Genomic DNA, 20,034 nt, shown 5'->3' with positions numbered 1-20,034 from the left:
CGTGAAAAACCTCCTAATGGAGGTTTTTCTTGTTAGTTGCTGCTATCTTCTTTATATTCTACTACTACTTCAGTTCCTAGTCCTCCACGAGCATTCCAGTTACCTACTACTTTAATGTATTTCGGATTAAGAAGCTTTACCAAATCCTCTAGGATACGGTTTGTTGCATGCTCTTGATAGATTCCTACATTTCTGTAAGACGTTAAATAATATTTCAATGATTTCATCTCTACTAGGTCTTTGTTCGGAATGTAGCTGATGATTATATCAGCGAAATCCGGAAGTCCAGACCATGGACAAACAGATGTAAATTCTGTTGTCGGAATGGTAACCATTGTATCTTTCCCTACGTACTCATAAGGAATTGTTTCTAATATATCAGCTAAGATGACATTTTCGTCTTGAATATCAAAACGAATGCCCTCATATTTACTGTGGTTTACTTCAACTTTTGCCATTTGAAAATTCTTCCCTTCACTTTAAAAAATAAAACATTATTTTGCTATTATAACATACACTTTTACACTATTTGCTTGTAATATTCAACTCATCTAAAAAGGCAGTAATCTGCTCTTTTGTTTTTCTTTCTTTATTTACGTAGCGTCCAATTTCTTCCCCATCTTTAAAAGCAACAAAACTAGGAATTCCAAAGATATCAAGTTCCTGACAAAGTTCTATTAGTTCGTCACGATCGACATAAACAAATTGTATAGCCGAATATTCATTTTCAATCTCAGGAAGAATTGGCTTTATAACTACACAGTCAGGGCACCAGTCAGCCGAAAACACAGCGATGGTTACGCCGCTTTTTACTATTGAATGGAACTGTTCAACCGATTTCATCTTTTCCATAATAAAGCTCTCCTTTATTGATTCAGCTTTAAATCGCCAAATTTTATAAGACCCAATCTTCTGAGCCATTCAGATACTAACAAACTAATGATAATAGGTCCTGCAAAATGCAAAATAAATATAGCAAGAATTGTTTCAAAAGTAAAACCCATAGTCCTGAGTGTCATAATTTGCCCAACTAAACCGCTCGTTCCCATTCCAGCACCAGCAGAAATGTTCTCCATATGAAAATATAACGTCCCGATCGGTGCTAAAATAATCGCCGCAACAGTGGGAGGTATAATAATGTATGGATTTTTTACGACGTTCGGAAATTGCAGTTTTGATGTACCTATCCCCTGTGTTAACCATCCCCCAAATCCATTTTCCCTAAAACTGATCGTAGCAAAACCAATCATTTGAGCAGCACAGCCAATCGTGGCAGCACCTGCTGCAATTCCTTCCAGACCAAGCATCATCGCAATGGCTGCTGAAGAGATGGGACCAGTTAATGCAAAGCCTAATAAGACAGCAACTAGTATTCCCATAATAAACGGCCTTTGATCTGTAGACCACATGACAAGCTGGCCAAAAGCTTTCATAAATTGATTGATCCCTGGACCTATGAATGTTGCAACTGTGTATCCCGTTAAAATCGTCACGGCTGGGGTCACCAGAATATCAAACTTGGTTTCACCAGAAATGAGTTTACCTATTTCAACCGCAATTAACGCAGCAGCATAACAGCCCGCGACACTTCCAAGTTCTGCTCCTGCAGCACCCGCAATCCCTGCAGAAAAAATAACAAGAGGAGGTGCTTTTAATCCATAAGCAACAGCTGTTCCGATAACAGGACCCATCAATGTCATAGAAAGCTGACCCATTGTTACAAAGAAAGGTACCGAAAACTGTTCTCCTATTGTTTTAAAAATCAATCCGATTACTAATGAAGCCATTAAACCTAGAGCAAAATACTGAAAACCTGTAATGAAATAGATCTTTGGTGAAAGACTTACTCCTTTTTTATGTAAAAACTCTCGCATTATTTGATCTCCTTTATAGATGCTGTTTAAAAACCCACTAAAACATTATATCTTTTTTCAGTCAGGTGTAAAGACACATGTCTATATAAAAATATTTCCTAGACTTTTTCATCGAAATCTTAAAAAAATTCAAATAAAGACCGATAAAATGGCTGGGGGGAATCCAAATGAACATGACAATTCGAAAAAAAGTTCAGCTGATGCTTTTTATCAGTTTAGCCGGAATGGTATTATTACTTGCATTTATTGGGTTGTTTTTATGGCAGAACACACAAATGGAAGCGGAAAAGGAAAGTGTTCAAAAGACATTTATTACGAGCAATAATCTTCGCAGCTCATTTAATGAAGTGAGGAAATTAGAACAAGAATATTTACGTAATCCTAGTACTGATGCAAAAGAAAACGTATTGACTCATTTGAAAGCGCTGCAGGATGATACAGACAAACTGGCAAAAGATACAAAAAGCAAATCACTTGAAACATTAAGCCAAGAACTCTCATCCTATAAGACATCATTCGAATCAGCGACAGCACTCACCACCCAAATAGCATCATTAAAGCAAATGATGACTGCTACATCTGATGAGTTTGCGACGACAGTAAAAGGAATGAATGATTCTGCGTTATTAATCCAATTATTACAGATGCAAAACTATGAAAAAGATGTACATATCAAATATGACAGCAAGTCAGTCACTAATTTTAAAGATAATGCAGCAGCATTTGACCTTATGCTGGATGCCAAAAATCTGCCGCCAGATCAGCAATCAGAATTCAAATCAAAACTTTTAAAATATACGAATTCAGCTGATACGATCCAAACAATGACTAAGAAGATCGATGATGATATTAGCAACTTTGAGAAAATCGCAGGCGGAGTAGACAAATATACACAAAATGTAGAAAAATCCCTGCAACAAAGCAGAACAAAACTTTCAGATGAACAGTCATCTGTTAAGCTGTGGCTCACGATTCTTTTAATTGCGTTAAGTGTCATTATTTTAGGTATTTTAAGTGTTATTGGAGTATGGTTGTTAAAATCAATCCAATCCTCTATTTCTGTTTTAAAAGAAGGAGCTTCTATTATTGGTAATGGAGATCTCTCTTACCGTGTAGAAACTAAGTCTAAAGATGAAATGGCTGAACTTGCACAAACCTTTAATAACATGGCTGAAAAAATGCAAAAATCAATGAATGAAGTTAAATTTGCTGCTGAAAAACTTACAGGTTCATCTCAAAATTTAGCGGCTGTATCAGAAGAAACTACCGCTCAAAGTGATGAAGTATCAGAAGCCATTTCTCAAGTAGCAACTGGTGCACAAAGCCAAGCAGATCATTTACATGAGTGTACAGTTCTATTAACAGGTGTAACAGAATCAATCAAAGAAACATCAGCTATTAGTGATGAAATATTAATTGACGCTCAAAATGCGGAAAAAGAAGGCAAATCAGGATCTGATATCGTACAGCAATTAAACATGCATTCGGAACAATTTTTACAGCTGGCACAAAGCTTGATTTCAGAAATCCAGCATGCAAGTCAGCAGTCCAAACAAATCAATTCTATTGTTGAAACCATTCAAGAAATTGCCGGAAGTACTGATTTATTAGCCTTAAATGCCGCGATTGAATCTGCGAGAGCAGGCGAGGCTGGACGAGGGTTCTCAGTAGTTGCCAGTGAAGTACGAAAACTTGCTGAACGTTCCAAAAACGAAGCCCTTAGAATCCAAAAGCTTGTAAAAGCAATGACAACACAAATGGAGAATTTATCAAAAGAAACAGTCCGATTCGAACAATACAGAAATGAACAGCAAGTTTCCGTACAGGAAACAGAGCATGCTTTCTCAAATATTATTCAAAACGTATCAAAAATTAACGAACGGATCTCAAATGTTAAGGGTGCTATCACCCGTGTTGAAGCAGCAAACGAGGATCTATCTGAAAAGTTATTTGAGGTAAGCGCAATTTCAGAGGAATCCGTTGCGACCAGTGAACAAGTGAGCGCATCAAGTATTCACCAAAAAGAAGCCATTCATCAAGTAAATCTTGCAGCAAATGAACTACAGGAAATTGCTCTTTCTCTTCAGACAGAAGTGGATCAGTTCCAACTTGGTGAGTCAGATTTAGTTGAACACGAAGAAGTACAGCTTGAAGAAGAAGTGAACGAAAATGAAGAGATATACGATGAATTTCAAGAAGTAGCTTCAGCCATCGAAGAAGAACCTCCTTATGAAGAAGCAGAAGATGTAGAAGAAGATGTAGAATTAAAATTCGATGAAAAGTTCGATGAGCCTGATGGCAATCAAACCAATAAAGATGATAAATAATTCTTTGACCCACCTTGGTGCGAAAAAGCACCGAGGTGTTTTTTTGTGTAACTTATTATCTATATGAAATGTAGAATTTTGGGTATTTTTATTGATGTCCTAAAACTTATACAGTGATATCATTTATTATATCAAGATATTTTTTCACTTACGTTCAGAACCTTTCTTTTAATCTCATTTTTATTAAACACAAAAAATGAGTGGATTGGAGGATATGAAAATGTTTAAAAAGTGGTTTTTTATATTTCCTCTTATAACGATCCTCAGTTTGTTGCCTTATGCAACGGCAATAGCCTATAATAATACCTTTGTCTATGAGTTCGATACAACCTTAAGGGGAAAAAACAGAAAAATAAACACGAATGATGATATCGTGTTTTCATTCCATTCTGCTCAATGCAGAAAAGGACATAAAATAAAAATTGAAGTGAGACATTATGTTTTTGGTCCAGATACAACATTAACAAGAAAAACGATTCCTGAATGCGGCGGTAAAGTAGTTGTATATGTTCATGATAAGTACACACCAGTATATGTAAAAATGTCTAAGCCACACGATGGATATTGGGTCAAAGGAACAGGGAAAATATACTCCCAGAAGAGATAATAAGAAAAAGAGGCCAGTAATTACATACTCGGCCTCTTTTTCTTAACACTCTTTTTGTCATATTAGTAGTTCCCGCTTAGTCTTGTATATTTTTCGTGTTCTTTATACGTTTTAGAAAAGTAGTGACTCCACGTTCCGTCCTGTTTAGCCACAAAGTAATAATATTCATTTTTTTGTGGATTAGCTGCAGCTTTTAATGAATCAAGATCTGGATTAGCGATCGGACTTGGAGGCAAACCTTTATTTAAATACGTGTTATAGGGACTTTTTATTTTAATATCTTTTCTTTTCAATCTTGCTTTTGGTTTATCAAGTAAATATTCGACAGTAGAACATGATTGAATTTTCATCCCTTTTTTTATTCTGTTCAAAAACACTCCAGCGATGATCGGCTTTTCCTTCTTTAACAAGGCTTCTTGTTCAATAATCGAAGCAAGTGTCACCCATTCATAAGGTCTTAAACCACTTTTTATTTTGATGTGGTCTGTTTTTTCAATAAAACGGTCTGTCATTTGGCGAACGACTTCACCAGAATCCATTTGCTGTTTAAAGAAGTATGTATCTGGAAACATAAGCCCTTCCATTGCATACTTTGTACCAGGTTTTAAATCTCCTTTGGTCAGCTTTAATTTTTTACGCTGCTTCTTCGTCAGCTCGTTCCATGTTTTTGATTTATCTAGAAATTCATTTCTATTTATTATTTTTTTATCATTTAAACGATCTGCGATTTCAATGATAGTAAATCCTTCAGGGATAATAATCTCAAGAGCTTCTGTTTCATGATTAAGTGATGAGAGATCTGCGTAGATTTCATTATAGCTGGAACCTTGCTTAAGAGTGTGTTCACCAGGAAGAATCTGATCTTTTTTACCCGTGAATTGTCCATAAAGTGAGAATAGCATCTTATTTTTGATAAAGCCCTTTTCTTCTAAATGAGCTGATATTGTTTGAAAATCGTTTTTCTTATTTATAATAAACGCTTTTTCTGCTTTTTCTTCTACTGGAAGTGTCTCAAAGATAAGCCAAGAGGAGACGATAACAACGATCATGAATGCTGCTATAATAAAAAGATCCTTTTTTGTCTTTATCACACTATCAATCCTATGTTTTTTGTATCTAATTTCCCCTTTCTTTATTAATTCATACAAAAAAACCCCGCAATTGCGAGGTTTACTTGTCATTTTTCATCAACATATACTGACCTAAAAGCATGGTGGAAATGTGTAAGAACATTTCCTTTCTAGAGAGCATCCCGCTAGTAAATACACCGATCGCTCCATCCTTTTTCCTAATCTCAGGATCGTTTGTCCATTTGCTCATCAGTTCACCGAGTACAATGCCTTTTCGTAATCCGTCAGCAATAGGAACTGGAAGAAGAATTCTCGCCCCAGCTGCTGTAAATACGTTTCCTTCTTTGTCAGCAGCTGCTCCCCAGTTACTCAAATAAATGCCATCTTCCATTTCCATAACACCGCCTTCGAACCCTAGTCCGATTGCTGCGCCTTGTACTACACAATCTTGTGCGCGGTTTATTGCCCCTAATTTCGTCTCTTCATCTGAGAAAGGCTGTTCTGAAACGAGGGAAGCTGCGTTATAGGAAACCAGTTCTGCGTTCTTAAAGTATTCGAGGAATGGATGTGCTGCATTAATTTTAGCAGGATTTTTGGATCCAATTCCAATCTTCATTCTTTTCACCCTTAGCTGTTTTGTAAAATGGTCTTAAGTGTTGTATCATCCGCTGATTTTATTAATTTAATCAGTAATTCTTTTGCAGCAGCATAATCATCAATGTGAATGATTGAAGCATGTGTATGGATATAACGGGAACATATTCCGATTACTGCAGAAGGCACTCCATTTCCTGAAACATGAACACTTCCGGCATCTGTTCCGCCCTGTGAAATAAAATATTGATAAGGAATATTATGAGTTTCAGCTGTATCTAAAATATACTCTCTCATCCCTCTATGTGTTACCATCGTTCGATCTAATATTCGCAGGAGTGCACCTTTTCCAAGCTGGCCAAACTCGCTTTTATCTCCCATCGTATCATTTGCTGGACTCGCATCTAATGCAAAGAACAAATCTGGATTTATCAGGTTGGCAGCAGTTTTTGATCCGCGCAGCCCGACTTCTTCCTGTACAGTGGCACCACTGTACAATTCGTTTGGCAGCTTCTCATCCTTTAACTCTTTTAACAATTCGATCGCAAGTCCTACTCCATATCGGTTATCCCAAGCTTTAGCCATGATTTTCTTTGGATTAGCCATTGGTGTAAACGGACAAATCGGTACAATTTGCTGACCAGGTCTTATTCCTAAAGTATAAGCTTCTTTATCATCATCTGCTCCAATATCAATATACATATTTTTAATATTCATTGGTCTGTTCCGTTGATCTTCTGACAAAAGATGTGGAGGTGTTGACCCAATTACACCTGTAATGACTTGTCCACTGTCTGTATATACATTCACTCGCTGAGCAAGCAGCACTTGACTCCACCAGCCCCCAAGCTCCTGGAACTTCAGCATCCCGTTCTTTGTAATCTTAGTGACCATGAAACCTACTTCATCCATATGTCCTGCCACCATGATTTTTGGACCGGTTCCTTTTTTCACCCCAAAGATACTTCCTAATCCATCTTGAATAATATCATCTGATACAGGTTCAATTTCTTTACGCACAAAATTTCGGATGTCCCTCTCAAAACCTGGTGCTGCTCCCATTTCAGTCAATGTTTTAAATAATGTGAGAGTTTCTTTATTCATAATAAAACAACCCCTTCTAAGAATTCCTATGTACATATTTATTGTACACTTTCTCAGAAGGGGTTTTCTAGGATTATAAATTTAAACTTCGTAAGTTATCGGATCTAATGAACCTGCTTCTCTAAAACCTTTTATTCGGAGCTGACAGCTGTCACATTTTCCACATGCGGCTTCTTTACCGTTATAACATGAAGTTGTAAGCTCATATGGCACATCGAGCGACAGGCCTGCTTCAATCGTTTCTTTTTTCGAAAGATTAATTAGTGGTGTTTTCACATGAATGTTTTGACCTGTTACTCCAGCTTTGGTTGCTAGATTGATCGTTTCTTCCATGCTTTTAATAAATTCCGGACGGCAATCTGGATATCCGCTATAGTCGACTGCTGAAACACCTGTGTATACAGCAGTAGCTCCGATCACCTCTGCATATGCACTCGATAAAGCAAGAAAAATCATATTTCGAGCCGGAACATAAGTGACAGGGATTCCTTCTTCGGCTTCTGTAGGAACATCCAAGTCAATATCTGTTAAAGCGCTGCCCCCAATATCTTTTAAGAAAGTAAGGTCAACAATACGATGATCCTTCACCCCATAATGTTTACCTACTTCAATCGCTTGTTCTACTTCACGGTTATGACGCTGTCCGTAATGAAACGTGATCGGATAAAGTTCATATCCTTCAGCTTTTGCAATTCCCATACATGTCGTACTATCAAGACCGCCACTTAAGACGATGACCGCTTTTTTACTCATTGTTTATACACCTCTCTCATCAGGATGCCAGATGACTTTATGAAGCTGCAAACTTAATTTTGCGTTAGGAAGCGGGTTTGCCAATAAAAGTTCTACCAGCTTTCTAGGCGGCATACTCTCCCATACAGGGCTTACACTGATCTGACCTTTAATATAATGATCAGCAACTGCTTGTTTTGTAATTTCAAAATCTTCTTCTGATCCAATGACAAATTTTATTTCATCCTGATTTTGAAGTTCTTTGAAGTTACTCAAGATCATCTTGTCCATTTCACCTGATGCAGGCAGTTTGTAATCCATTACAAATCTCATTTTTCTCTGCAATTCAGCATGAGAATTACGCAATTGCTCAAATGGATATAAATCAATCGCACCATTTGTTTCTATATGAATATCAACAATATGTTCGAGGTCTGCCATTGCCATTAATAATGCTGCTGATTTCTCACGATGGATAAGAGGTTCTCCGCCGGTAAAACAAATACGGGCAGATGGGAACTCTTTAATTTTTTCGATGATTTCTTCTATCGTTGCTTCAAATTCTGGTTTAGCAGGTGCATAACTGTAAGTAGTATCACACCACGTACAGCGCAAGTTACAATGAAAAACCCTTACAAACACGGTCGGATAGCCCGCTTGCAAACCTTCACCTTCCACAGTTTCGAATATCTCAACCATAGGAAGTTTCCATTGTTTCCAAACATCTTTTGATGGCAAATTAAACGTCTTCATTCTGCAGCCATCCATTCCCTTTTCATGATCGCGAAGCTTGTTGGTGTCTCATACAGCTTCAGTTCTTCAATGCGATGGCCCTGATCCGCTAGCCCTCTGATTTGAAGTTCTTTTTCAATTTGTTCCCACATCCATACAATCATGTTTTCTGCAGTTGTATTCATAGGAGGGAGAACTTCATTTAAATATCTATGATCAAGTTTTGCATCTATTGCACTTTTAAAAATTTCTTTTATTTCGCCAAAATCAACGGCAATTCCAATTTCATTCACAAAGCCGCTCATGGTAATTACTAATTTATACGTATGACCATGGAGGTTTTTGCACTTTCCTTCATAGCAATGTAAATGGTGAGCTGCATCAAACGTAAACTCTTTACATACAGCTACTCTTTTTTGATGATACTTTAATTGTTCACTTGTAATATCTCGTCCAAGAACTTGAACATCTTTTGGAATTTTATATGACATTCCAATTCATCCTTTCAATGAGGAGAGCACGAAATAAAGAAAACTGGCAGGCGCCAGCTCTTCCATAAGCATTAGTTGCACTTATCCATAACCTTTAGAAAATGAAAGTGCAAAAAATCCCTGCAAAAGCAGAGAATGCGGAAAATCATTTTTCACGCTCCCTAGTTTTGTTTTAAGAGGGGTGGGAATCTCGAACCCTCATAGTTATCATCAGTATCTTAACAAAAACTGACGAGAAAAAGAAGGCTTTTCTTTGTTATACTTAAAAATGGCAGTATGAAAAAAATACTAAAGGGTGGGAATACATATGAAATGTAAAACATTCTTGATCGCAGGTCTAGCTGGAGCAGCTGCTGGGTATGTGCTCACGAAAAAAAGGAATGAATGGATATCTCCTGAAAAAGCGTTAAAACTTTTAAAAGAAAAAGCCAGTTCCCAATTTAGTATTTCAGGTGCATGGATCTTAACAAACCGTGACGAGATTGAGGTGCATAATCTTCCTTACACCGTCTATAAAGGCGGCTTCTCTCATTCAATCGAAGGTCTTGCTTCTTCACATTATGAGTTTTTGGTAGATGCACATACAGGAGCTGTACTTCAACTAATCGAACAATAAAAAAATGCCCCTTTGGTAAAACCAAAGCGGGCATTTTCTCATTTATCGGTAAAGATTATCTTGGTTGAATAAGTTGTTCTCGATTTTGAATTTTGTAGTCAGATATTGACGCTTCTCCCAGATTGTCAAAATTAAAAGCGGCACAATAATCAGGATAGATAAAAGCAAAGTGACAACAACTACGTCCATGTGAGTTCCGATATCAGATTCATGTGCTTCTTTGTAATCAATAAGCTTAGGATTTGCTTTTGCTGCAGCAGCCTCTGCTACCAATTCGTTTGTGTCAGGGTTGTAGAAAACGAATTTTGAATGATCAAAATAAAAGATGTTATCTCTTACAGTTTCAAAATGTGCAATTCCAATTGTTACTTCTGAAGCGTCCAACTCTGGATCTTCATTCGGGAAAGATTGAATATCAGATAGTGTTAAACTACCTTCTTTCATATCTTTATGTTCTTTTTTAACACCGTCTTCAATTGTCTTTTTCATTTCGTCTGTTGCTTGATCTGCTGATACGAATGTACCCATTGTTAAAAACAGTGCTAAAACAGTAAACAATGCTATCATCTGTTTTTTCATTTTTTTATCCCCTTTCTCTTTTGCACTTGTCATAATTAATAATTCAAATAATGTCATTCTTTCATATTTTAACATATCCCTCGAAAATGAACATTCACTTGAAAATGGAAAAAATGTGTCTTTTTATTCACATTTTTGGAGAACGTGGGACTCTTTCAATATAACCGCCTGCTGAATCCCACTTTACTGCACGATAAATTGCATCATGATAGAAAAAGTACCAAGTATTTGGCTTAATCCATTTTTCCTTTTCAAAAATAGAAGTCATCGGGTAATCATCATACGCAAGAACCCATAAAGAATTATGATGTGCGTGGGTAGGCATTAAATCCCCAAGGTGATAGATTTTCTCTTCACCATCTATCGTGATTTCCACAACAGAATGACCGTTACTATGGCCTCCTGTATGAATCATCTTGATCCCTTCTACAGGAATAATTTCTTTTTTAAAGGTTTTTACCTGATGCTCAATCGGTTCCCAATTTTCTCGCCAGTATGTATTTTTTGATCGTATATTTGGATCCTTTAATTCATCCCATTCAATTTCTGACGTGTATATAACAGCGTTTTCAAAAACGGATACTAATTTGCCATCTTTCCACTTGGTAAGTCCACAAGCATGGTCAAAATGCATATGAGTCATTATAACAATATCAATATCTTCCGTTGTGAGACCTTCTTTTTCAAGACTTTTTACAATGGCAGATTCTTCAGTAACTCCATAATTGCGCAGTTGTTTATCTGATAATTTCCCCGAACCTATCCCTGATTCAATCAGTATATTCTTTCCGCCAAGTCCTTGAAGAAGAATTGGTTCTGTCCGAAGTTCTATTTGGTTCTTTTCATTAACAGGATATTTTTTTTCCCATAGCGGCTTAGGAACAACCCCAAACATGGCACCGCCATCCATGTGTGTGACTCCGCCATCTAACCAAGTAAGTGTTACATTCCCTATGTTCCATTTATCCATGATCTTGCTCCTTTCTCTCTCCTATACACATTTTAAAGTGTATCATAAGAATCGTAAACTCAAAGGATAAAAATGACTGCTTTCGGAACCTTTGCAACCTTTGAAAGTGGTTGATCTCCGTTTCAGGATGCTCGCTTTCCGCGGGGTGTGCGGTGAGCCCACTCGTCGCCTTGCGCTTTTCAGACTGTCACACTGATCCCGCAGGACAAGGAAGGCATCGGCAGCGATATATCGCACGAAGAAAATGTGATTTTCATTTTCGAGAAATCTCGCACCTTGCATTCCAATCAACTTGTCAATGATGAGAATGATCTATATGAACCAAAAGCAACAATCCTTTAGAAAAGAGCTATTGAAAAAGAGCAAAATAAAAAACCCGGTATAATTACCGAGTTTTTCATGATCGAAACTGAGCTTCCATTCTATAAATCCGAGAACCTCTTTCAGAAAACTTCTCTTCATATTCCGTCATAACATTGTCTGGCATATTACTTTGATGGAGATCTAAACTAATGTCATTAAAAAACATTCCATATTTTGACATGCTGTGAAGCGAATATTCAAATAAACCTTGATTATCAGTCTTAAAATGAATTTCACTATTTGGTTTAAGAATCGTTTCATATTGAGCAAGAAAACTTTCATGTGTCAGTCTTCTTTTAGCATGTTTATTCTTTGGCCATGGATCTGAAAAATTCAAATACACTTGATCAATTTCATTTGGTTCAAAATAATCTAATAAATGCGCAGCATCTGCGCGAATTAATTTAACGTTTGAGAGATCGTTTTCTAGAATTCGATCTAATGCAGTAATGATAATACTGTCATATAATTCCATACCCATATAATTAATGGTCGGATTTTGTTTCCCCATTCCATTGATGAATTGTCCTTTTCCGGTGCCAACTTCCAAATGAATTGGATTGCTATTCCCAAAAAAAGTATGCCATTTCCCTTTCATACTAACAGGATCTACAGAAACAAATTCTGGATTGTCGACTAATTTATCTTTTGCCCATGATTTAAAACGCTGACGCATATTGATTCCCTCGCAATACTAACTGTTTTTTCTTATGAATTAACTCCATTAATTAAAGGATATTTTTTACCTAAATCCACAAGCTATGAAAAAGAAAGGATGTGTAGAATAATGCCATTAAATCATAATGATCAATTGCATATAATCAGAGACCTTCTTCAAGACCATCTAACTGATTGTGCAGGTTCACCATCTGAGTGTGCACAAATAGAAAGGCTTGCTGCGCATCTGCTTGAAAACGGAGAAGTACATGAAGAGGTAAGAACTATTTTAACGAACATTAACGAATATAGTCATACAGGATCTTCGCATGAAAACCTGCATGAACATATTTCAAACCACTTGCCTCATTTAGAGTCTTGGATTGATACTATTCAGACTCATCACCCATATTAAGACACTATTCCCCAGGAAATAGTGTCAAATATACAATTTAATTGTCAAATTATACCTGTTAATTCTTTTATATTTTCGGCAAATTGGGCAGTTTCTTTAGACTGTCCTTTTTCTTTATACCAGAAAAAAGAACTGATTGTTTGAGCAAGCATATACCAATGCATCCTGCGCTCTAAATCATCATCTAATCTTTCCCCATAAATTTCAAGCCATTCTTCCCATTCTTCATAAGGAATATAGCTATAAAGCAGCATTCCTAAGTCCAGAGCAGGATCAGCTATTCTAGCTCCGTCCCAGTCAATTAAATACAATTCGCCTTCATCACTTAACAGCCAGTTATTATGGTTCACATCACAATGACAAACAACCATGTTTTCAACTTCGATTTCAGATGCTGTTTCCATCAAATAAGCAAAGGCGTCATTAATAATTTCCATATAATCTTTTTCTTTAATCATTTGCTTTTGTATATCGTTTAAAAGATCTATAGGAGTCAGCCGCTTTTTTTCAAGCCTGTTCATCATCCCAAGCAATTCTTGAGAACGATGAATTTTAGCTAATAATGAAGCAACGTTTTCACCCTTCATATCTGGAGACTTTAATTCTCTGCCATCTAACCATTGTTGAGCCGTTATAACATCTCCGTTACCCAGTCGCTTCGTCCACAATAATTTAGGGACAATTCCTTCTGCTGAAAGAACAGCTAAAAACGGTGAAGAATTACGTTTTAGAAACAGTTTTTGGTTCCCATATTCAGCTATATATGCTTCTCCTGTTGCTCCGCCAGCAGGGGTGACCTGCCAATCATCTCCCAAAATCTGTTCCAAATTGTTCACCTTCTTGTCATGTTAAAAAAATCCGTTTTTATTCATTTCATTCAGCAAAGATACTTTTTTCCGATCAAAAAAAACACTGCGAAGTCATTATTTTAACACATAACAATAAGAAAATCACTCCAATATTGCAACTCTGCACTTTAGCTTTGATATAACAAAGAAAAGCTTACAGGTTTTATTAGACAGGATTCCTTTATCGTCTTGTTAACATTATATTTTTCATCTTCAACTGCAATCGTCCAGCTTTCAGAGTTCAGAGAATAGGTTACCGATTTTAGTGAAACATTAAAAAGAAGCAATGCATTTCGCCAATGAAAGTCTTTGTCTTTTTTATCGGCTAAAGACAGATGAATTTCAACTCCGTATATTCCTTGTGAAATACTGGATCTATCATATATATTATACGATAACTGTTTGAAGATAGGCTGTACTTTTCTCAGCTTGATCAATTCACGGAAATAAGCTGTACTTTTTTCATACTTTTTAAATTCGAGCCAATTTAAGGCATTTATTCGATCCGGAGAATTGTAGCTGTTTTCTATTCCGAATTTTGTGCGGTATACCTCTTGACCAGCATGAATAAAAGGGACTCCGCGTGCAAATAGCGTAAAAGCTAAAGCAAGTTGCTGCCTCTTTCTTCTAAGCTCATCACTTTCTTTAGAATGCCGAATATAAAGTAAATCATTTAAAGTGTGGTTATCATGGCATTCTGTATAATTAATGCTCTGTTCGGGTGATAAAAATATATCCCCGCTTTCCGAACAGCCTTTTATAGAGCGAGTCAACTGATGAAGTACAGAGCTTTCCAAATTCCCATTGATAAATCCACTTCTGCCTCCAGGAAAGATACTTCCTTTTACACTGTCACGAAATGTATCATTAAAGAAGGAATAAGAAGGCATGTTTTTTGCAGAAGAAAGTGATCCTTTCTTTTCTGGTTCCAAATTCGTGTTAAGGTCCCAGCCTTCTCCTAATAAAAAGATACTAGGATTTAATGATTTAAGTTTACTTGCAGCGATGTTCATAGTTTCTACATCATGAATTCCCATTAAATCAAAACGAAAACCATCCACTTTGTATTCACTCATCCAATAAACTAAGCAATCCACCATAAATTTGCGCATCATTTTCCGTTCTGAAGCTGTATCGTTTCCAACTCCTGTACCGTTTACTGGTTTTCCGCCATCATCATAACGAAAAAAATAACCCGGAACAAGTTTTTCAAAAGAAGACTCTTCTCGTTTATATACATGATTAAATACAACATCCAAAATGACAGAAAGTCCATTTTGGTGAAGGGATTGAATCATCATTTTAAGTTCTTTTACCCTGCTGACTGGATCATAGGGGTTCGTAGCATACGAACCTTCTGGAGAAAATAGATGAACAGGATCATATCCCCAATTGTATTGCTGATTCGGTTTTGCTTCGTCCACACTCCCAAAATCAGCAACAGGCATCAATTGTATGTGGCTTACCCCCAGGCTTTTTAAGTAATCTAAGCCGGTACAATTTCCTAGAGAAGTTTTCGTTCCGTTTTCAGCCAGCCCTAAATATTTTCCTTTATGCTTCACACCGCTTTCGGCATGAATCGTAAAATCTCTAATGTGCAATTCATATATAAGAGTTTCCATTTTCGAACGTAAATTCATCCTCTTTTCAGAGCGGTTCCAATTTACAGGATCAGTTGTCTGCATATTTAATACAACTGATTTTTCACCATTTATTGTTACTGAACGTGCATATGGGTCTGCGGCAATTACCCATTCATGGTTAATTTTTGCTTTATACATGTATTCAGTTAAATGATGGTCACCGTCTAGCTTGTATGTCCATAATCCTTTTTTCGTTTTTTTCATCGAAACTTCATGTGTAGACTCATGATCACGCACTTTATAGATCAGCCGCATTTCTTTTGCAACAGGCGACCAGACCTTAAAAGTTGTGAATCCTTCTGAATATATTGCACCGAGTGGGCTATCAACAAAAAAAGCATCGTCAAATTCTTCTGTTCTTACAACACTGCCTAATCTCACAGCAATCTTGTTATCACATATATCCACCCAGTACTCATTAGATATGTCTAACTTTAAAGGTGCTCTGCATTTATAAATGCGCTTGTGATGAAATTTTTCTTTTTTTTCAATCGTCAGTGGATATAATACGTGATCAGTTAGGTGGAGTGTGATTGAAGGGATAACCTGAATATCGTCATCAATTACAATAGTAATCAATGAAAAATCATCAATATACGCTGCTGCTTCGAAATTTCCATTTCCCATACCACACCTCCTCCGGTCTTATTACATCATATTGAACTATATTTCTTTTTGTTATTCGTTTACATATGAAAAATGAGAGGGGGCATAACCCGCTCTCATTTCATTTGCACTTTATAAATACTTATTCTTTAATACTCTTATTCCGATTATCATGACAGCATAAATAATAATTGGAATTATAATCCCTATTATCATCTGATTGTTTGTTATTTCATTTAGCCACTCGTGAACGGCTGGTTTTTTTTGAATGAGCCAAATCCAAAGTAAACTAAAAAGTGCAATATTAAAAAAATCTGTCCATTTCATTTCTCTTCACCACACAACCTATTATTTAGATCTTTACCCCTACCGAGTGATATTTAACTTCAATGGCTACAGGGGTTGTTCCTTTAAATTCCCCATCCGCATGAATGGCAAGAGGTCTATCACTATTAACACTTATCAATTTCCCTTTAAACTGCGTAACACCTTTTACATTTACGTGTCCTCCCCAAAAAACAGAAACAAAAAGGATTAACAGCTTAATTAATGAGATATTATGCACGATGCATAAGTTCAATACTCCATCATTATAGCGTGCATCTGGACAAATTTTCATTCCTCCGCCATAAAAAGGCATATTTCCGATTGCGGCTAACCATACGTGATCAAACTTATGCTGCTGCCCATCTATTTCTACCTCAACAGAAGCTGGCTTATATTGTTTGAGCACTTTAAATAACGTAATCACATATGCCAGAGTTCCCAATTTTAGTTTGTGAAGATATTTCTTGTAAGGAGCTGTATTGGTGTACCTCGCTACTTCACCATCTAATCCGATGCCAACAGCACTTAAAAAAACTTGCTCTTGTTTGCTTCTTCCGATTAATTGAAGATTTCCCGAATCACATTTAATAAGTCTGCTTCTTTTCAAATAAGCAATTTGGCTTTTTACCCCTTTAACCTTTTTGGTCATTACTCGAACAATATCATTTCCGGAACCGCCTGAAATAAAGCCTATCGCTATATCGGGTTGATCTTGTATGCCGTTGAACACTTCGTGAATCGTCCCGTCTCCGCCTACAGCGATAATCGCCTGAACCGAATCTTTATTCATATAGGTAACTTTTTTGGCAATCTCGGAGGCATGTCCAGCATACTCGGTATAAAATGTTCGGTATGGCAACCCTTCCTTGTCCAATTCTCTCTTTAGATGTTTAAAGGTTTTTACAGCTTTCGCGTTATTCGAATTAACAATAAAAAAGTATTTTTTCATTCATAAAGTCCTCGATTATTTTGTTTGAGAAATAGATTCGACAAAAAGTATCAATTTCCTTCAAAACTGAATTCGGACTCATTGGATAACGGATCAATGCGATAAAGTGAATTTGTTACTCCATGCTTTAAAATATCAGAAATAAATTTAAGCTGCTGATTCTTTACTGGAGCAGGTTCGGCTGTAATCTGCAAATGCCACTCTTTGAAATTTCTTTTATCGATAAAACAAGCCTTTCTCCAGTCGTTCGAAATATCAATATAAGCATCAGGTGCAATGATCCTTTGTTTAACTGATAATTGCTGTTGGTAAGGTTTGGCCCATTCACCAATGATTGTATTCATTCTCTCTAATCGAATAAACGGATTTAACCGCGTTTCTCCATTTTCAGGATCAGCATTTTTCCAAAACCGCTTGTTATCAGTTTCTTGCCATATTCCTTCCCCGCTCATCCATACGATCAGCCATATATTAGCTGGACCAGCTAATATAATATCAAGCTCGATTGGTGCATTCTTTATTTGCAGAACAGGTTCATACAATAAGAAATAATTATCTGGAATTTCCTGTGTGAGAAATTGCAATCTGCTGTCTTTTAAATACTTATGTTCAACCTTAGAAATTTCTTTGACTGTAGTTGTAGCCCATTTTATTTGATGTTCAAATAAATTTTCGCGAAATTGTTTTACAGTTTCCTTCTTGTTCGCATAGTTGACGTTTCTATCATTTTTATGTAAAAAATCATTCCAGCGGTTTTCTTTCAGTCTCATAAATAAGGATTGATAATGGTATAAGTTCTTTTCATACCTAGAAACATAATCTTGAATTTTTACGAGCTGTGCCATCCTTTTCTCCTCTCTCAAAGACTATTTTTTAATGAAAAGGATTGTACGATTTCATATTTGGGTGATTTCTCAAAATGTGTCTCAAAGACAACGATACTTTCTGTCTGAAAATGAATAACCTGCCCAAATTTTTTCCACCATTCATTTTCATCCAATAAAGAATGTTCACTTTCATTAAATTTTCTAGAAAGTGTAATATGTGGTTTATATGGCCGTTTTTCTAATGAAAAGCCTGCTTCATGACATGCTTCAGCAATCTGCCTCTGCAAATCAAATAAACATTCTTGTTCTTCAACACCTGCCCAAAAAATCCGAGGATTTTCAGCTTTTCCGAAAAAACCAAAGTGATTAATATTTAACTCGAAAGCTTTAAAAGAAGCAACAATTTCATCTAATAATGGAAACAATATATTTAACTGTTGTTTTTCTGTTTTCCCCAAAAAAGCAAGGGTAATATGATAATCACTAGGATGTACCCATTTTTTAAAGGATGCTTCGTTTCTGACCTCACTGCATATTTCAGATAGCGTTGTCTTAATTTTTTCTGGTAGCTGCAGAGCAACGAATAAATGTTTTTCCAATTTTAGATTCACCGCTTTCTATTTAACATTTTACCAGATTCTCAACTGGTCCTTATGATTTTTTACCCGAACAAGTTATTTGTTATACTATAAAAAGCAAGGCAAAGGGAGTGCATATGAATGAAAGTCGTTACAAACATTGCAGATCTAATTGGAGATACACCTATTGTTAAATTAAATCGCCTTCCTCATTCAGATGGAGCCGATGTTTATGTCAAACTTGAATATTACAATCCTAGCCGGAGCCTGAAAGACCGGGCAGCTTTTAATATGATCATTCAAGCTGAAAAAGCCGGTTTGTTAAAAGAAGGGGCAACCATTATTGAGCCGACCTCGGGTAATACTGGAATCGGTTTGGCGATGAATGCCGCTGCTCGTGGCTACAAGTCCATTATTGTAATGCCGGATACAATGACAGAAGAAAGGATAAACCTGCTTAAGGCTTATGGAGCTGAAGTCGTACTGACTCCAGGAGATGAAAAGATGCCTGGAGCAATTGCTAAGGCAAGAGAATTAGAAAAAGAGATTCCAAATAGCTTTATGCCTATGCAATTTGAGAATCCTTCAAACCCAGATGCACATCGTCATACGACTGCTATAGAAATTAAAGAAGCAATTGAGTTAATAGGGAAACCTTTCTCTGCCTTTATTGCTCCTGCAGGAACTGGCGGAACAATTACTGGTACAGGCGAATCATTAAAATCGTTCTTTCCTGAATTAACCGTACATGTTGTAGAGCCAAAAGGATCACCTGTATTATCAGGAGGAAAACCTGGAAAACACAAACTTGTTGGAACGAGTCCAGGGTTTATTCCAAAAATCTTAAATCAAGACGTATACGATGAAATCATCCAAGTAAATGATGAAGATGCTTATTCAATAACAAGACGTCTTTCTAAAGAAGAAGGTATCCTTGTCGGGCCATCTTCAGGAGCTGCTGTATTTGCGGCCTTGAAAATTGCAGAAAAGCGCAATAAAGGCGAAGTTGTTATTTGTATGACTTGTGATTCTGGAGAACGGTATTTATCAAGCGACTTGTTTCAGTTCGATAATTAATAAATGCCGACATTCAAAAAAAACATCCCGGAGCAGGTGCCCCGGGAT

Annotated in this window: 22 protein-coding genes and 1 pseudogene; 6 read left to right on the top strand and 17 right to left on the bottom strand. The window is 36.6% G+C overall.

Translation table 11 applies throughout. From position 1 onward, the window contains the following. Nucleotides 1-32: 32 nt before the first annotated feature. From queF to RGB74_RS05405, 3 genes are all read right to left on the bottom strand, one after another. The gene (gene queF / locus RGB74_RS05415) at nucleotides 33-458 is read right to left on the bottom strand and encodes a preQ(1) synthase (RefSeq protein WP_310761978.1); all 426 of its coding nucleotides are present in this window, start codon (nucleotides 456-458) and stop codon (nucleotides 33-35) included. 67 nt (nucleotides 459-525) lie between these two features. Beyond that, entirely contained in the window at nucleotides 526-921 is a 396-nt protein-coding gene (locus tag RGB74_RS05410) for a thioredoxin family protein (protein WP_396136018.1), read from the bottom strand. Next, nucleotides 867-1,874 carry a PTS sugar transporter subunit IIC gene (locus RGB74_RS05405; RefSeq protein WP_310761976.1) on the bottom strand — a complete coding sequence of 336 codons (1,008 nt, stop codon included), beginning with the start codon at nucleotides 1,872-1,874 and terminating at the stop codon, nucleotides 867-869. The genes RGB74_RS05410 and RGB74_RS05405 overlap by 55 nt, the downstream gene beginning before the upstream one ends. 167 nt (nucleotides 1,875-2,041) lie before the next feature. Here RGB74_RS05405 and RGB74_RS20105 point away from each other — a divergent pair. The 3 genes and pseudogenes from RGB74_RS20105 to RGB74_RS05395 all read left to right on the top strand — a co-directional run. Continuing rightward, a pseudogene (locus RGB74_RS20105) lies at nucleotides 2,042-3,046 on the top strand (HAMP domain-containing protein); the annotation flags it as partial. Then, entirely contained in the window at nucleotides 3,041-4,201 is a 1,161-nt protein-coding gene (locus RGB74_RS20100) for a methyl-accepting chemotaxis protein (protein WP_396136049.1), read from the top strand. The pseudogene RGB74_RS20105 and the gene RGB74_RS20100, both read left to right, overlap by 6 nt. Nucleotides 4,202-4,421: 220 nt before the next feature. Next, nucleotides 4,422-4,808, top strand: coding sequence for a hypothetical protein (locus tag RGB74_RS05395; RefSeq protein ID WP_310761974.1), 387 nt, complete (start codon nucleotides 4,422-4,424; stop codon nucleotides 4,806-4,808). 62 nt (nucleotides 4,809-4,870) lie between these two features. Here the strand turns inward: RGB74_RS05395 and mltG are convergent, their stop codons facing one another. The 6 genes from mltG to queD form a co-directional block, all read right to left on the bottom strand. Then, on the bottom strand, nucleotides 4,871-5,899 hold the full coding sequence (mltG, locus tag RGB74_RS05390; RefSeq protein WP_310761973.1) for an endolytic transglycosylase MltG: 1,029 nt from the start codon (nucleotides 5,897-5,899) through the stop codon (nucleotides 4,871-4,873). Between the two features lie 79 nt (nucleotides 5,900-5,978). Beyond that, nucleotides 5,979-6,494 (bottom strand): DUF84 family protein, encoded by a 516-nt coding sequence (locus RGB74_RS05385; protein ID WP_310761972.1) that lies wholly within the window; start codon nucleotides 6,492-6,494, stop codon nucleotides 5,979-5,981. Between the two features lie 11 nt (nucleotides 6,495-6,505). After that, nucleotides 6,506-7,576 (bottom strand): M42 family metallopeptidase, encoded by a 1,071-nt coding sequence (locus RGB74_RS05380; RefSeq protein ID WP_310761971.1) that lies wholly within the window; start codon nucleotides 7,574-7,576, stop codon nucleotides 6,506-6,508. Nucleotides 7,577-7,657: 81 nt separating this feature from the next. Then, nucleotides 7,658-8,329 carry a 7-cyano-7-deazaguanine synthase QueC gene (gene queC / locus RGB74_RS05375; RefSeq protein WP_310761970.1) on the bottom strand — a complete coding sequence of 224 codons (672 nt, stop codon included), beginning with the start codon at nucleotides 8,327-8,329 and terminating at the stop codon, nucleotides 7,658-7,660. 3 nt (nucleotides 8,330-8,332) lie between these two features. Further along, nucleotides 8,333-9,061: a 7-carboxy-7-deazaguanine synthase QueE gene (locus tag RGB74_RS05370; protein ID WP_310761969.1), complete on the bottom strand. Its 729-nt coding sequence runs from the start codon at nucleotides 9,059-9,061 to the stop codon at nucleotides 8,333-8,335. After that, entirely contained in the window at nucleotides 9,058-9,531 is a 474-nt protein-coding gene (queD, locus tag RGB74_RS05365) for a 6-carboxytetrahydropterin synthase QueD (RefSeq protein WP_310761968.1), read from the bottom strand. The genes RGB74_RS05370 and queD overlap by 4 nt, the downstream gene beginning before the upstream one ends. A 307-nt stretch (nucleotides 9,532-9,838) precedes the next feature. Here queD and RGB74_RS05360 point away from each other — a divergent pair, with 307 nt between their 5' ends. Next, entirely contained in the window at nucleotides 9,839-10,147 is a 309-nt protein-coding gene (locus RGB74_RS05360; RefSeq protein ID WP_310761967.1) for a PepSY domain-containing protein, read from the top strand. A gap of 42 nt (nucleotides 10,148-10,189) precedes the next feature. Here RGB74_RS05360 and RGB74_RS05355 read toward each other — a convergent pair whose 3' ends face one another. The 3 genes from RGB74_RS05355 to trmB all read right to left on the bottom strand — a co-directional run bounded on the left by RGB74_RS05355 (nucleotide 10,190) and on the right by trmB (nucleotide 12,735). Further along, a complete protein-coding gene (locus tag RGB74_RS05355; RefSeq protein WP_310761966.1) occupies nucleotides 10,190-10,726 on the bottom strand; it encodes a hypothetical protein in 537 nt (178 codons plus the stop codon). 127 nt (nucleotides 10,727-10,853) lie between these two features. Beyond that, the gene (locus tag RGB74_RS05350) at nucleotides 10,854-11,696 is read right to left on the bottom strand and encodes a YtnP family quorum-quenching lactonase (protein ID WP_310761965.1); all 843 of its coding nucleotides are present in this window, start codon (nucleotides 11,694-11,696) and stop codon (nucleotides 10,854-10,856) included. Between the two features lie 397 nt (nucleotides 11,697-12,093). Further along, nucleotides 12,094-12,735, bottom strand: coding sequence for a tRNA (guanosine(46)-N7)-methyltransferase TrmB (gene trmB / locus RGB74_RS05345; protein WP_310761964.1), 642 nt, complete (start codon nucleotides 12,733-12,735; stop codon nucleotides 12,094-12,096). 111 nt (nucleotides 12,736-12,846) lie between these two features. Here trmB and RGB74_RS05340 point away from each other — a divergent pair, with 111 nt between their 5' ends. Beyond that, entirely contained in the window at nucleotides 12,847-13,131 is a 285-nt protein-coding gene (locus tag RGB74_RS05340) for a YtzH-like family protein (RefSeq protein ID WP_310761963.1), read from the top strand. Nucleotides 13,132-13,175: 44 nt separating this feature from the next. On the opposite strand, the gene RGB74_RS05335 is transcribed toward RGB74_RS05340, so the two are convergent. The 5 genes from RGB74_RS05335 to thpR form a co-directional block, all read right to left on the bottom strand. Then, nucleotides 13,176-13,958, bottom strand: coding sequence for a phosphotransferase (locus RGB74_RS05335; protein ID WP_310761962.1), 783 nt, complete (start codon nucleotides 13,956-13,958; stop codon nucleotides 13,176-13,178). Nucleotides 13,959-14,107: 149 nt separating this feature from the next. After that, complete coding sequence (gene pulA, locus RGB74_RS05330) at nucleotides 14,108-16,249, bottom strand: type I pullulanase (protein ID WP_310761961.1); 2,142 nt, start codon at nucleotides 16,247-16,249, stop codon at nucleotides 14,108-14,110. A 331-nt stretch (nucleotides 16,250-16,580) separates the two neighbouring features. Beyond that, the gene (locus RGB74_RS05325; protein ID WP_310761960.1) at nucleotides 16,581-17,504 is read right to left on the bottom strand and encodes a diacylglycerol/lipid kinase family protein; all 924 of its coding nucleotides are present in this window, start codon (nucleotides 17,502-17,504) and stop codon (nucleotides 16,581-16,583) included. Nucleotides 17,505-17,554: 50 nt separating this feature from the next. Further along, nucleotides 17,555-18,349 carry a hypothetical protein gene (locus RGB74_RS05320; protein ID WP_310761959.1) on the bottom strand — a complete coding sequence of 265 codons (795 nt, stop codon included), beginning with the start codon at nucleotides 18,347-18,349 and terminating at the stop codon, nucleotides 17,555-17,557. A gap of 14 nt (nucleotides 18,350-18,363) precedes the next feature. Beyond that, on the bottom strand, nucleotides 18,364-18,930 hold the full coding sequence (gene thpR, locus RGB74_RS05315; RefSeq protein WP_310761958.1) for an RNA 2',3'-cyclic phosphodiesterase: 567 nt from the start codon (nucleotides 18,928-18,930) through the stop codon (nucleotides 18,364-18,366). 120 nt (nucleotides 18,931-19,050) lie between these two features. Between thpR and cysK the strand changes: the two genes are divergently transcribed. Then, nucleotides 19,051-19,986, top strand: a complete 936-nt coding sequence (gene cysK / locus RGB74_RS05310) for a cysteine synthase A (RefSeq protein ID WP_310761957.1) — start codon at nucleotides 19,051-19,053, stop codon at nucleotides 19,984-19,986. Nucleotides 19,987-20,034: the final 48 nt, after the last annotated feature.

The sequence above is a fragment of the Bacillus sp. NEB1478 genome (assembly GCF_031582965.1).
GTDB lineage: Bacteria > Bacillota > Bacilli > Bacillales > Fictibacillaceae > Fictibacillus.
This window is presented reverse-complemented; position numbering and strand designations above follow the sequence as displayed.

Excerpts from the sequence above, each read along its gene's own strand:
- RGB74_RS05355 (WP_310761966.1), bottom strand. The coding sequence starts at position 10,726 with ATGAAAAAACAGATGATAGCATTGTTTACTGTTTTAGCACTGTTTTTA.
- RGB74_RS05395 (WP_310761974.1), top strand. The coding sequence starts at position 4,422 with ATGTTTAAAAAGTGGTTTTTTATATTTCCTCTTATAACGATCCTCAGT.
- trmB (WP_310761964.1), bottom strand. The coding sequence starts at position 12,735 with ATGCGTCAGCGTTTTAAATCATGGGCAAAAGATAAATTAGTCGACAAT.
- RGB74_RS05385 (WP_310761972.1), bottom strand. The coding sequence starts at position 6,494 with ATGAAGATTGGAATTGGATCCAAAAATCCTGCTAAAATTAATGCAGCA.
- queF (WP_310761978.1), bottom strand. The coding sequence starts at position 458 with ATGGCAAAAGTTGAAGTAAACCACAGTAAATATGAGGGCATTCGTTTT.
- RGB74_RS20100 (WP_396136049.1), top strand. The coding sequence starts at position 3,041 with ATGGCTGAAAAAATGCAAAAATCAATGAATGAAGTTAAATTTGCTGCT.
- RGB74_RS05325 (WP_310761960.1), bottom strand. The coding sequence starts at position 17,504 with ATGAAAAAATACTTTTTTATTGTTAATTCGAATAACGCGAAAGCTGTA.
- RGB74_RS05405 (WP_310761976.1), bottom strand. The coding sequence starts at position 1,874 with ATGCGAGAGTTTTTACATAAAAAAGGAGTAAGTCTTTCACCAAAGATC.
- pulA (WP_310761961.1), bottom strand. The coding sequence starts at position 16,249 with ATGGGAAATGGAAATTTCGAAGCAGCAGCGTATATTGATGATTTTTCA.
- cysK (WP_310761957.1), top strand. The coding sequence starts at position 19,051 with ATGAAAGTCGTTACAAACATTGCAGATCTAATTGGAGATACACCTATT.
- RGB74_RS05350 (WP_310761965.1), bottom strand. The coding sequence starts at position 11,696 with ATGGATAAATGGAACATAGGGAATGTAACACTTACTTGGTTAGATGGC.
- RGB74_RS05380 (WP_310761971.1), bottom strand. The coding sequence starts at position 7,576 with ATGAATAAAGAAACTCTCACATTATTTAAAACATTGACTGAAATGGGA.
- RGB74_RS05370 (WP_310761969.1), bottom strand. The coding sequence starts at position 9,061 with ATGAAGACGTTTAATTTGCCATCAAAAGATGTTTGGAAACAATGGAAA.
- queD (WP_310761968.1), bottom strand. The coding sequence starts at position 9,531 with ATGTCATATAAAATTCCAAAAGATGTTCAAGTTCTTGGACGAGATATT.
- RGB74_RS05360 (WP_310761967.1), top strand. The coding sequence starts at position 9,839 with ATGAAATGTAAAACATTCTTGATCGCAGGTCTAGCTGGAGCAGCTGCT.
- RGB74_RS05320 (WP_310761959.1), bottom strand. The coding sequence starts at position 18,349 with ATGGCACAGCTCGTAAAAATTCAAGATTATGTTTCTAGGTATGAAAAG.
- RGB74_RS05340 (WP_310761963.1), top strand. The coding sequence starts at position 12,847 with ATGCCATTAAATCATAATGATCAATTGCATATAATCAGAGACCTTCTT.
- RGB74_RS05410 (WP_396136018.1), bottom strand. The coding sequence starts at position 921 with ATGGCTCAGAAGATTGGGTCTTATAAAATTTGGCGATTTAAAGCTGAA.
- queC (WP_310761970.1), bottom strand. The coding sequence starts at position 8,329 with ATGAGTAAAAAAGCGGTCATCGTCTTAAGTGGCGGTCTTGATAGTACG.